Annotated in this window: 13 protein-coding genes and 2 pseudogenes; 2 read left to right on the forward strand and 13 right to left on the reverse strand. The window is 52.0% G+C overall.

Annotation, left to right across the window (positions count from 1 at the left end; translation table 11 throughout):
- Nucleotides 1-114: 114 nt before the first annotated feature.
- From B5G28_RS13315 to B5G28_RS13325, 3 genes and pseudogenes are all read right to left on the reverse strand, one after another.
- Nucleotides 115-891: pseudogene (locus B5G28_RS13315) on the reverse strand (reverse transcriptase domain-containing protein); the annotation flags it as partial.
- Between the two features lie 579 nt (nt 892-1,470).
- A pseudogene (locus B5G28_RS13320) lies at nt 1,471-1,656 on the reverse strand (type IV secretory system conjugative DNA transfer family protein); the annotation flags it as partial.
- A 94-nt stretch (nt 1,657-1,750) separates the two neighbouring features.
- Nucleotides 1,751-3,652 (reverse strand): AAA family ATPase, encoded by a 1,902-nt coding sequence (locus B5G28_RS13325; RefSeq protein WP_087249581.1) that lies wholly within the window; start codon nt 3,650-3,652, stop codon nt 1,751-1,753.
- A gap of 88 nt (nt 3,653-3,740) precedes the next feature.
- On the opposite strand from B5G28_RS13325, the gene B5G28_RS14870 reads away from it, so the two are divergent.
- Nucleotides 3,741-3,911 (forward strand): hypothetical protein, encoded by a 171-nt coding sequence (locus B5G28_RS14870; protein WP_204228880.1) that lies wholly within the window; start codon nt 3,741-3,743, stop codon nt 3,909-3,911.
- Nucleotides 3,912-3,972: 61 nt separating this feature from the next.
- On the opposite strand, the gene mobQ is transcribed toward B5G28_RS14870, so the two are convergent.
- From mobQ to B5G28_RS13375, 10 genes are all read right to left on the reverse strand, one after another.
- Nucleotides 3,973-5,487 (reverse strand): MobQ family relaxase, encoded by a 1,515-nt coding sequence (gene mobQ, locus B5G28_RS13330; protein ID WP_087249598.1) that lies wholly within the window; start codon nt 5,485-5,487, stop codon nt 3,973-3,975.
- A 230-nt stretch (nt 5,488-5,717) separates the two neighbouring features.
- A complete protein-coding gene (locus B5G28_RS13335; protein WP_087249583.1) occupies nt 5,718-6,014 on the reverse strand; it encodes a DUF3847 domain-containing protein in 297 nt (98 codons plus the stop codon).
- A 114-nt stretch (nt 6,015-6,128) separates the two neighbouring features.
- A complete protein-coding gene (locus B5G28_RS13340) occupies nt 6,129-6,479 on the reverse strand; it encodes an SdpI family protein (RefSeq protein ID WP_087249584.1) in 351 nt (116 codons plus the stop codon).
- A 68-nt stretch (nt 6,480-6,547) separates the two neighbouring features.
- Entirely contained in the window at nt 6,548-6,844 is a 297-nt protein-coding gene (locus B5G28_RS13345) for a hypothetical protein (RefSeq protein WP_087249586.1), read from the reverse strand.
- A 134-nt stretch (nt 6,845-6,978) separates the two neighbouring features.
- Entirely contained in the window at nt 6,979-7,170 is a 192-nt protein-coding gene (locus B5G28_RS13350; protein WP_087249588.1) for a transposon-encoded TnpW family protein, read from the reverse strand.
- Between the two features lie 78 nt (nt 7,171-7,248).
- Complete coding sequence (locus tag B5G28_RS13355) at nt 7,249-9,123, reverse strand: recombinase family protein (RefSeq protein ID WP_087249600.1); 1,875 nt, start codon at nt 9,121-9,123, stop codon at nt 7,249-7,251.
- Nucleotides 9,124-9,146: 23 nt separating this feature from the next.
- Nucleotides 9,147-9,452, reverse strand: coding sequence for a conjugal transfer protein TraG (locus tag B5G28_RS13360; protein ID WP_087249590.1), 306 nt, complete (start codon nt 9,450-9,452; stop codon nt 9,147-9,149).
- Nucleotides 9,449-9,919: a PcfB family protein gene (locus tag B5G28_RS13365; protein WP_087249592.1), complete on the reverse strand. Its 471-nt coding sequence runs from the start codon at nt 9,917-9,919 to the stop codon at nt 9,449-9,451. The genes B5G28_RS13360 and B5G28_RS13365 overlap by 4 nt, the downstream gene beginning before the upstream one ends.
- Before the next feature lie 93 nt (nt 9,920-10,012).
- Nucleotides 10,013-10,465 (reverse strand): hypothetical protein, encoded by a 453-nt coding sequence (locus tag B5G28_RS13370; RefSeq protein ID WP_087249594.1) that lies wholly within the window; start codon nt 10,463-10,465, stop codon nt 10,013-10,015.
- 51 nt (nt 10,466-10,516) lie between these two features.
- A complete protein-coding gene (locus B5G28_RS13375) occupies nt 10,517-11,437 on the reverse strand; it encodes a ParB/RepB/Spo0J family partition protein (RefSeq protein WP_087249596.1) in 921 nt (306 codons plus the stop codon).
- Nucleotides 11,438-11,577: 140 nt separating this feature from the next.
- Between B5G28_RS13375 and B5G28_RS13380 the strand changes: the two genes are divergently transcribed.
- Nucleotides 11,578-12,019 (forward strand): DNA adenine methylase (locus B5G28_RS13380; protein WP_144265559.1); only part of this gene is annotated, 442 nt, incomplete at its 3' end.

A 12,019-nucleotide genomic window follows, 5' to 3' on the forward strand; every position in this document is an offset into this window, starting at 1 on the left:
AAACGAAACCTGGCGTTGATTAACGCCAGGCCTCGCAAGGTTCTTAACTTCCATTCTGCCCAGGAATTATGGGACTTCGAGCTTAATTCCTGTTGCACTTAGTTTGACAATTCACTTGTATCTCCGTGACGCCCGTTCATATTCTTTGGTCGTCTTTCTTCTGGTCGGTTCACAGTCATATTTTTCTTTATATGCCTGCATATAGCCATCCAGTTCATTGAGATATATATTGGCACAGATAGGACTGATGCCGCTGCCTTGCGGAACACCAGAGTAAGTGCAGTTATACTGCCACTGCTCCATATATCCGGCTTTCAGGAATTTCCAAATCAGGCCGATAAAAGCCTCGTCCGAAATTCTTTTGCGCAGCAATTCAACCAGCACATGGTGATCAAAATGGTCAAAGCAAGCTTTGATATCTCCTTCCACAACCCAGGTGACACTTGTAAAGGTTTTCTTCACCTGACTGAGCGCAGTATGGCAGCTTCTTTTGGGCCTGAAGCCGTGAGAGTAGTTGCTGAATGTCGGCTCATAGATTGCTTCCAGAATCATTCTGACTACTTCCTGCACCAACTTATCATCGGTGGAAGTAATCCCCAGTGGGCGGAGTTTTCCATTTTTCTTTGGAATATACTTTCTCTTGGCAGGTTTTGGCTGGTACGTCCTGTTGCGAATGGATTCAATGATCCGGTTGATTCTCGGTAGACTCATACGATCCAGTGTCTGTCCGTCTACCCCCTGCGTCATGCTCCCCTGCGACTTTGCAATGTTGGCATAGGCAAGAAGGTAGAATTCAGGATTGTACAAATTGCGATACAATCTTTCGTATTGGTAGTTGCTTACACTTGCCTTTTCTTCAAGGCTTTTCAAGACATGAATCGGATTTCTCATGGTGTCTCACACACCATCCTTTCTGTTTTGAAAATGATTCACTGTTCCCCTTCGCCATGCGGACGGCCTTCCCGCCCTCGGACTACTATGGGAACTCTGTTGTCCTGGTGAATATTCAGAATCCCGCGTCTCAGCGTTTTCATAGCCTTTCGGCGTTTCACTTTAGACAATCCCCGTTTCGTACGGTATAAACAAGCGCTTCACGTTGTCGGCATGTGACGTTCGCCTTTTTCCACTTTCCCGTGGCTGAATCTGTTCCGAGCATCTGCAGCCGCATAGCCAAACAATGCGGCTGTCAGGAACACTGACGGGTACAACCTCTCTACGTCAGGGGTGGGATCTTGGTCCCGATTTCAGGCTGTCATTCAAGCAGTTTAGCTTCCATCCTCATACGTGGATTTTCCTTCCGTCACGCGGGCACCTCAGAGGTTTCAGTGCCCCGTGTCCTCCGCCATGCTATGGTCGCCCTCCGGTTTCCCTTTTGGGGTAAGACGGGGAAGGATAGGCTGCGGCTATTGCCGCATGATGCTTTAACCTATTACTTGCTTACAGTAACGTTTATACCGCCCCTACGGGCGCACTGGGTTTAATCCAGAAGCGTGTCTTGCCGCTGCCGGAGCCGCCCACAATCAGCACGTTCTTGTTCCGGGCATTCTTGGGGTCAGGGGGCCGGCTGGAGAGCATCAGACGTTCCGTTTTGGTCAGGATGATATTCTCCTCGAACTTGGGGTCCATGAAGGGTTCAATGTCCTTGGCATTGCCCCATGAAGCGTTTTGTCAAGTGCTTTTTTGAGTTATTGACGCAAATTCTTGTGAAAGTGCGAAAGTGCAAGGTGCAAAGGGTCTGCGTTTTGCACTTTCAGCTTGCGGGTTCGGGCGGCTGCTTCTTTTTGAGGAAGTTATACCATTGACCGCCGACGCGCCTTGCGCCCAAAATGCCGCCCATGTTGCGCTTGGCGTTCTGTACCGTCCTCTCGGATATTCCGGCTTCGGCTGCGGCCTTTACAATGTCCTCGCTGGCAAGCTCTTTCCCGTCTGCAAGCAAGTCCAATATCAGCCGTTCCGACTGTTCGGTCTTGGTGGCGGTGTTGCCGCCCGCGCCGGACAGCAGCTCGTCGGCGGTAATGTCATACTCGCCTATCCACGAAAAGCCCGTTTCCGGGTCAAGGCAAAAGGCTATGGGTTTGCCCTCCGGCGCAAGGGAAGATTTGTCATGGACGATTACCCGCACATTCGGTTCCCGCTTCACGCGCCCGATCAGCAGGACGCTCCTTGCTGCGGCGCGGAAGTCGATGGAGCCTAAGCCCCGGTAGGCGCTCTGTCCTCCGGCGGCTTTGTTGAGATGGCCGATTAGGATAACGGCGCACCCGGTACGCTCGGCAATCTCGGCAAGGCGGCGGAACATGGGGCGTATCTCGTTGGCCTTGTTCATGTCGGTTTTCTCGCCCACATACGCCTGTATGGGGTCAAGGATAATCAGCCGCGCCCCGGTCTGCCGGATAGCTCTCTCTATGCGCTCGTCGGAAAGGGAAAGCCCCTGCTTGCTCTCGTCAATCACAAGAACGCGGTCAAGGTCTGCTTCGGCTTCCATAAGGCGGGGCTTGATGGTGTCGCCCAAACCGTCCTCGGCGGTCTGGTAAATCACATTGAACGGCTCATGCGCCGCCATGTGGGGGAACGGCTTGCGGTTGGTACAAGCGGCGGCAAGGCGTAGGGCAAAGGTGGTCTTGCCTTCGCCGGGGTTGCCCTGCACAATGGTTACTTTCCCAAAGGGGATATACGGCTCCCATAGCCATTCAACGGTCTGCGTGTCAACCTCGCTCATGCGGATAATCTCAACGGTTTCTTCCTGCGGCGGCTCTTTCAAGCCGTAAACCGCTTCCCGCAAAAACTTCCCATCTGTGATTTCTGCCCGGTGCTGCAATACCTCGTTCCAATCCTTGAAAAGAGGGATAAGCCGGTGGACGGTGTAGCCCTCCGGCATGAGCTTCACAAGGCGGCTGCAAGCGTCATTTCCGGCTTCGTCGCTGTCAAGGCAGAGATAAACGGTCTTGATGTTCGGACGGTCAGAGAGAAAGCGGAGCAGGGCTTTTTCTCCCACGCCGCCCAATGACAGGTAGCTTTGCTTCTGCCATTCCTTTTTGAACAGGCAGAGGAAAGAGAGCAGGTCAACGGGGGCTTCAAAGACAAAAAGCCTGTCTCCCTCGCCCCGGTAGCAGAAATTAAAGGCTTTGTCGCTGCCTTTCACATCAAGTCGGAAGTTTCCCGCCGTTCCCTTGCTGTGGGCGTAGCGCGGTATTCCGTCCTCGTCCCGCCCCACAAATACGGCGTTGTGGTGGGCTGCGTCCTCGTAAATATCGCCGCGGGCAAAGAAAAAGCCCGTCACATCTTCATCAATGCGGCGGGCTGCTGTGAGGTAGTTTCTCGCTATGCGGTTGTCTGGGCTGCGGGGCGGCAGTCGGAAGTTAGAAATGGGCGCGGGGCTTGGTCTGTCCGGCGGCGGTGCTGCGCCTTTTTCTCCTGTCAGCAGTTCAACGGCTTCGGTAAAGCTCTTGCCGAAAAACTCCATGACAAAATCAACGGGTGCGCCGCCCTTGCTCTGGCTGTGGCGATACCATTTGTTTCCCCAGACGGTCAAGCTGTCGTGCCGTTTCCAGCGGTATTCCTGTCCTGCGCGGATAAGCTGCTCGCCCTGTGATTGCAGGAAAGAAACAAGGTCGGCTTGGTTCGCCCGGTCTATCTGTTCTTGGGTGTAATACATGGTTGATACCTCGCTTTCTGTGGTTGAATTGTTCATAGTTTTGGAGTAGAATAAAGTCAACAAATCGGAATATTGGAGGCAAAAGACGATGGAAGAAAATAAAACGACAATAGCGGAAAAAACTGTAAAAACAGGAATAACATTTGGTAGTGCTTTAGCTATGGTAATAAGTTATACAACATGGAAATCTGTTTGGTGGGCAATTTTTCATGGCTTGCTTAGTTGGGTATATGTGATTTATTTTGTTTTGCGCTATTAAATTGCCATTTATTGAGTAACACATAGGACGGACAGGCAAAGCAGCGTGCCCGCCCTTTTCTTTATCGCTCTTGTTCCTGCCGCTTGGTGCGGCTCTGTGTCTGCTCCGGCTGGTCGGCTTTCAGCGCAATATCAACGCACTTGAGGATATTGTGCAGCTCGGCAACCTCGGCGCGGGTTTCTTTCAGCTTGGTATATTCCGCTGTTCTCTGCCCGCTGAGAGTGGCGTGCTCTTTTTCCCATTCAGAGATAGGCAAGCTCTTTGTCCCTTTCGGCAGATTTGCATGGAGATAGCGGCTCGCTGCGTTCCATAGCGTAAGCTCGGCGCGGTGGGCTTCCTCGTACTTGTCGCGCTTGTTTGTCCAGCCGTTTTGCAGCTTTTTCAGTTCATCGTGAATGGGCTTGTACTCTGTGTAGTTCTTCCCGTATTCAATTAGCTTTTGTAGCTTCTTCATGCGCTTCTCGGCGGTTTTCATGCCCTCCCGGATAGCGTCGGCTTGGTCGCTGACAGAGGAAAGGGCTGCGTCCAGCTCGTCAAGGGTGGAGATACCATGCCCGGAAAGATAGTTGACCGCCTTTGCAACGGTTTTCAGCTCGTCGGCTGCGTGCTGCCTTTGCCAACTCTGCGAATACTTCCGGCTCTTTTCTCTCTGAACGCTTAAATACTTCATCAGCAGATTTGCAAGGCCGGGGGATTGCGGGGGCTGCTCCGGGGCGGTTTCCCGCGCCTTGAACAGGTCGGCAATCCATTCTTTGAGCTTTCCAATCTGCGCCCGGATTTCCCGGATAAGGCGGTTTGCCTTTTGGATATTCCGGTTCAGCTCGCCTTTCTCGGTGGCTATGCCTTTCTTCTCCATTTGACAAGCCGCTACGCCCATGTGGACGGTAGGCAGCTCGTCAATGCCGCGCTCGGCGTTGCTGCGGTGGTCGATACGCTCCGGGCTTCCGGCGCGTTCAAGGTAGGCGTTTGAAATATCCGCCCATGCCTTGCGCCATAAAAGCGCGTTGCCCTTGTCGTTCCAGCCTGTGAGGTCAACTTTGTGCGTCTTGTATCTGCCGCTTGGCAAGCGAATACGCTCGCCGTTTTCGTCAAGGTCATATTCCTTTTTGGACTTCGCCGCCCATGCGCCGCGCTCGTCAAGGGGGCGCATGGTAAGCATGATATGACAATGGGGGTTGTCGCTGCCGGTGTCGTGAATGGCAAAATCAACGCACATTCCTCTGGAAACAAATTGAGAGGAACAGTATTCCCGGACGAGCCGGATCTGTTCCTCTCTGGATAATTCTATGGGGAGTGCTGCGTCAATCTCTCTGGCAAGCTGGGCGTTCCCGGCTTTCTCGTAAAGTTCCACGCTGTTCCATAGGGCAGCGCGGTCAGAGAAAGAGGGCGGGGCATGGGGCGGCAGTAGGATTTCCGTATGGACAACGCCGCGCTTGCGGGTGTAGTCATGGGTCATTCCGTCCCACTCGTTTGTGATTTTCTCGCCGCTTCGATAGGCGGCTGCGGCAACGGCTGACTTGCCTTTTCCTCGGCTCACAATGCCGATGTTACAATGGTAAATGGCTATGGGTATCACCTCCCGGATAGGATAATAAAACCCGCAAAAATAGTACAGACGCCGGGGCGGGTGTACTGTTTTTGTGGGTGTGCAGGGATAGCCGCGAAGCGGCGCAAGGGGTGCAGCCCCTTGTTGCGGCAAAGCCGCCATATCGGAGCGCGGGGAAAGTTCCCTGTGCGGAGATAAAGCCCTCGGCAGAGCGCACACGCCCGCAAGGGTGTATAAGTGCGCCCTTTGTTCCAAAGGGATTACTCCGCGTTCCCGTCCCCGGCTCGTTTTTTCAAAAACTCCTGTGCTGGCTCGCTCGTCAAGGCAAGCCGTAAAAAGGCTTTCGCGTCCTCGTCCGGCATGGCAATCAGCTCCGGCACAAGGCTCTCCATGAAGCCGCCGCGCTTGCAAAGCCTGTGGGTTCTCGCCTTGCGTTCCTCAACGGATAACTTCTGCTTGATGATTTTCTCCCGGTTCTCAAACTGCCGGATTTTCTTCTTGCTTTCCTCAATCTCGGCGGTCAATTCCTCGCGGGTTTTCTCTCTCGGTTTCGTCATGACTGGTCGCTCCTTTCTGCCTGTCGGCATAGAAAAAGGACAGTCGATTTTCTCGGCTGTCCCTTGTGGGTGGAGTGTTTGATTTTACTATGTTCTGTTCGATTAAACAAAAATTCATTCCTTAAACTTATTCTTTATTCCTATTTCTGTTTTATAAAAGCCGCAAAACAAAAATACTATTCCCGTACAAATTCCTACAGTAAGGGCAATATTAACTGAAATCTGTAAAAGGAACATTCCTATACTTAAAATAATCTCAACTACTCCTAATACCTTGCCAAGAGAGATAAAATTATTTGGTGCTATACTTTGTGCATAATTCCAGTGTTCTTGTGATTTCCGTGCAGTTGGTGTGTTATATCCGTTACCCGATTTTATGTCAGTTGCAGGCTGTCTTTTCAATATGTCCCCAACCAAAATCATTACAAAAGGTATAATCAGATTTAATAACAATAAGGAATACATGGTTTGCCTCCTCAACTCCGATTTGTTCCCAAGAAACAGTATATCATAAGATTGTGAACAAATCTACATCATTTCAGCCTGTCAGCGGCGTTGTTCTCTCTGGCATATTGCCGCGCCGCTTCCCTGCGTTCCTCACTGTATGGGGCGGTCAGACGGAAAGAGAAACGGCCTTTCTCAATGTCAAACTCCATGCAGCCCGTTTCCGGGTCTGCATCGGTCTGCTGGCAGATCGCCGGGTAGCGGCGGCTGTATGCAAGCAGACGCTTTTTCAAGGCGGTGTTGTGGGTGCGGATATGGATAAGGGGGTCTTTCTCGTCAAACCAAATATCGGTGGTCTTTTCCTGCTTGGTAAGCCCTGTTCTCATGCAAGCTCCTTTCTGCGCCCCTGTTACGCAATAGGGGCATTTTTCGGGTGTTTTCTCCGGCTCTTGACTTGGAGAAAACAGCGTTTTTGACGATAAAAACCGCCCGGACGAGGAATGGTTCGTCGGGGCGGCTGTTATCGCAAGATTTCCGATTTTTCCGGCTCTTGACCGTCAGACGCGGAGAAATGCAGACTGTCGGAAAGTATCACTTTGAGCAGCTTGTCGCGGAATGTTTCTGTGCCGCTGTGATTGAAAAACAACTCCGCAACGATGGTCTGTCCGTTCCTCTGTGTCGTGATGATATTGTCGGGGGTCTGTTCTGCCATAGGCGGCTCCTTTCTCCGGGCGCAAAAGAGGGATTTCCCGCAGCCCGGAAAATCCCTCTTGGTTGTCGGTATTCTGTTTTACTGTGCGGGTGCTGCTGCGGCGGCCTGCGCCTTTCTCCTTGCCCGGTATTCCCGCGCCTTGATACGCTCATACTCCCGCTGCTTTTCAAGGTTACGCGCCCGGTACTCCCTTGAATACTGCCGGTGGTAGGCGCGGCTCTTTTCCTTTTGGGCTTCTTCGATTTTCTCCCGCATTTGCCGGATTTCCTGCTCGGTCGGCTCTGCAAGCTGCGTCACTTCGTTCTCAAACCTGCCGATATAGTTAAAATATATGCTGATATGCTGAATAGCCTGTTTTGCCCTTTTCTTGTCGCGCTCATGCACTTCAATCCGGCTGACAAACTCGTTGAGAATAGCCGGGGTCAGGTCGGTAAAGGCGGCATGGCGTTCCGTCAGCTTCAAAAACTTCTGCGCCCGCCCTCCCGCGTTCTCAAAAGCGGATAGCTTCTCTTGCAACTCGGCAAGTTCCGCTTTCAGCGCGTAGTATTCTTCTGAATACTTCTGCGACATTTGCTCATAGCGGTCTTGCGGGATCGTGCCGAGGGCGTTGTCCTCATAGAGCTTGTTCAGCACCTTGTCAATCTGTTCAAGGCGCGTCGTGATTTGCGGGACACGCTTCTGCTGTTTTTTGGTCTTGTCGGTCTGCTGCATGGCAAGGCTCTTTTTCACTAAGGCTTCAAACTCCGCCCGGTTGCTGATAGCGTAGTCCTCGATTTTCTTCAGCACTTCCGCGACGGTCTGCATGAGCAAATCCGCGTCGATGATGTGCGGGGAGCTGCACTTGGGATTTTTGGCTTTTCCCTTGTGATACTCGCTGCAATAGGCAACATGGCGCTTGCCGCCGTTTCGGTAATCTATGCGGATGTGCATTTTTGCGCCGCAGTCTTTACAGAAAAGCAAGCCGGACAAAGGGTGGATTTCCCCGTCCCCGTTGGGGCGTCTGACGGGGGCATTTTCCAAAATCCGCTGTGCGGTTTCAAAGTCGGTGCGGTCAATAATCGGCTCATGCACATTTTCTGTGATGTGCCATTGGCTTCGGTCTACATAGTGGTTATGCTTATCCCGGAAATGCTTTGTGGTCTTGAAGTTTACCACATCGCCACAATACTCCTGCCGCGTGAGGATATGGGTCAAGGTGGCTTTGTTCCACTTGCAGCGGTTATCCTCGTTGAGCGTCTTATTTTTACAAGTGCCCCGCCCGCGGTCTTTCATGTAGAAAGTGGGGGTAGGGATTTGCTCGTTTTTCAGATACACGGCGATTTGGTTGCGGTTCTTCCCGCCGATAAACAGACGGAAAATAAGTCGTACAACCTCGGCGGCTTCCTCGTCGATTATCCAAAAATCCTTGTTGTCCGGGTCTTTCATATAGCCGTAGGGGGCTTCGGTGGCAATCGGCTTTCCGCTCATGCCTTTGGTTTTAATGCCCGTTTTCACTTTCTTGCTGATGTCCTTTGCGTACCACTCCGACATGATGTTGATAAAGGGTGCAAACTCCAATGTGTCGGGCTTCTCGCTGTCAATGCCGTTGTTGACCGCGATAAAGCGCACATTGTTCCGTCTGAATATCTCCATAGCGTTACCGACTTGGAGATAGTCGCGCCCCCAGCGGGTAAGGTCTTTCATAATGCAGACGCCGATTTTGCCGTTTTCTACATCGTCCATCATACGGGAGTAGGCAGAGCGGTCAAAAAATCTGCCGCTTTCGTCATCGTCGATGTAGTGCCGGATATTGGTTAGGTGCTGCCCTCTGGCGTAGTTCTCCAAAAAGATTTTCTGGTTCTGTATGCTGTTGCTCTCGCCGCCGTCCCTGTCCTCGTCGCCTACGGAAAGGCGGGAGTAAAGGGCTGTGATTTTGCTATAATCAGTCATGTGCATAACCTCCTGTGCGTCCATGTAGAGTTCCTTTACACTTAAAATTATGCACTCCATCGAGCGGAGCCGTATTCGCTGCCGTGGCGGTACTTCTTGGCGTTCTTGCCCTTGAGGTATACCGCTAGGCGAAGCCCTGCGCCGCAGCACAGGCCCACCAGCAGGTCCAGCGGGTGAAAACTGGGGATGATATGCCCCAAGACATCCGGCAGAACTGCCATCAGGGACTGCATCTTCTCGGTCATGTCGGTACCCGCCGCCACCCGCCAGGCTCGGCCTAGGTTGGTGGCATAAAGACCCATCAGGATATAGGGCAGGTTCGGGATTACCAATCGTTTTGTGTTCTGGTTCATCGGTCAGCACGCTCCTGTCTCTTTTCCCTCATTTTGCCGGGCACCAACTCAGCAGCCAGGGCCTTGAACTGCTCCAAACGCTCCAGAACACTGGGGCGTTTTTCTTTGTTGACCAGTTTGGCGGAGTAGTCCTTGAAAGCAGCAGTCAGGGTATCAGCGTCCCTTGCCTTGAAGAAAACCACATACCGCGGCGGGGTGTCGTGGTTCTTGGTGATGGCGTAGTCCACGCCGTACTTGTCCAAAATCCGTTTCAAGTCACGGATGCCGGTTTTCTCGATCTCGATGTTGGTGGCTCCCTGATCCTGCCGCAGCATCTGTTTGACACTCTGTTTGCCCACTGGCTTGCTGTGCACCTTGCCCGCTCTCCACTGCAAGAATTTACGCGCTGCCGCCAGAAGTGTCCTCCCTGTCAGTTTGGTGGTGCTGATGGCAAAGTTGATCGTTCTGTTCTCTACATCTTCCTGCATGAGCGTCACCATCCTTTCCGGCCTGCAGCAGAACTGCGGTCAAGAACCCAAACCAGGTTCCTGCCGCAAAATGTGCCATTCCCGCCCACATGGTCAGTCCAGCCGGATGCCCACAAAGCTGTCCGGGCCAGTCATCAGGATGACGGTGTGTTCCTCCAGGAACTCGGCCAGCTTGTACAGGTCATCCACCGTGAGGGATACCGTATACCCCTTTTCATCAATCCTGAAAAAGATCATGGGGCCGGTCAGATAATATTCCTCACCGATCCGCAAGACCTGTTCCGGGCAGTAGCTCATCATAACGGGAATGTCCTTGAACCCGTAGAGCATATCGGTCTCATCGAAGCAGGGCAGGATGTCCGGTGCATCTGCCAGACGAATGACAGACAGGGGCAGATCGGGAGCTGCGGCGGCCAGATAGGGCTTGGTTTCTGCCTCTGCCGGGGGCGGGACTTCCAGACACTCTTTCAGCATTTTCTCCATGGCGCAGACCTTCTCGTAAATCTGCCGGGTGGTGATGGTGGCTGCGGTTTTCTTGGTTGCCATAGGCGTTACCTCCAAATTTTCAAGTTGTGTTCTGGTTGTTTTGCCAGCCGGTCAGCGTTCCTGACTGCGCTGGCGTTTCTTTTGCCACTGTTCCAGGAGCTTCAGGATGGTTTCCTCCATCTGACGCGGGGTGTAGGACTTGGGAAAATACTTGCGCAGCACATCGTTTTTGATGGTCACGCGATCCATTTCGGCCTTCTTTTCTTCGCCCATGATGTCAAAGATGGCCTCATAGCTGCACTTTCCAGCCTGGCTCAGTTTTTTGATCCGCTGAGCCTGGGACAGGGAAGGCGCATTCTGGGTGTCCTGCATGGCCTCAAAAAAATCCCGCTGTTCGGAGACCGTCAGGTACGACAGTTCCACAGCGGGATTGAAGGATATTTTCTTTTGGTCTACCAGTTCCAGCAGTTCGGGGATCAGGTTGGTGAGACGTATGAAGCGCTGGACTGTTTTATATCCCTCTCCTGCATCCTCAGCCACTTTTTCGATGGAGAGTTTTGACTTCTGGACAATTTGTCCAGAAGTTAAATCCGACCTAGCACCTTGTTTTTTTATAGCTTCCAGCTTCATTTTGTAGGCAAAAGCCCGCTCGCTGGGCAGGATGCTCTCGCGCTGCAAATTGCTGTCCACCATCTGAATCACCGCCTGGTCATCATCCATGTTGCGTACAATCACCGGCAGGGTTTTCAGCCCTGCCAGCTCGGCGGCGTGCTGCCGCCGGTGGCCCGAAATAATCTCATAACCTCCTTCCTCCCGTGGTCGGACAACCAACGGAGCCAACACACCAAACTGAGCCACACTTTCCACCGTCCGCTGCATGGCCTCATCGTCCAGCACCTTGAAGGGGTGGTTTTTGAAGGGATGCAGGTCTGCGATTGGGATTTGCTGAATCTGCTCGGTCTGGCGGCTTTCTTCGGTGGAAAAAATGTCATCGTAGCTGGTCAAGCTGATGTTTGCGCCGTTTTTCGGCACTTTGCACCACCTCTTTTCAATGCAAATCATTTTCAATTTCCGCATATAGTATAAAGTATATGGTTATGGATTGATCCTCCAGCGTTGACTTTTTTTCAAAAAAAAGCTATTATTAGTAAAATGAGTTTATTGTATTCAAAATGAAAGGGCAATTTCAAATGAGTAATTACTCACCTCTTCGATATCCTGGAGGCAAATCAGCACTGTATCCTATCATTTCTAATATTATTACGTCAAACTCAGCAAAGCGTTGTATATATGTTGAACCTTTTGCTGGTGGGGCCAGTATTGCTTGTCACCTGCTAGTTGATGACCTTGTGGATTATGTAGTTATAAATGACGCAGATAGAGCAGTATACTCATTCTGGCGTACTGTTGTCGAATCCCCACAATGGATCATTGATAAAATCAAAACAACTTCCGTGACGGTAGATGAATGGCGAAATCAGCGAAGTATCTTACTAAGTCATGACCCCCGGCAAAGCCGGGGGCTTGAGGAAGCCCTAGAAGGGCATAATACGGACAAAGCCCCTCAAGGGGCCGCGAAACAATCGGCCAACTGCATTGCTGGCTCATGGCGGC

It is taken from the genome of Faecalibacterium sp. An77, from assembly GCF_002161315.1.
GTDB lineage: Bacteria > Bacillota > Clostridia > Oscillospirales > Ruminococcaceae > Faecalibacterium.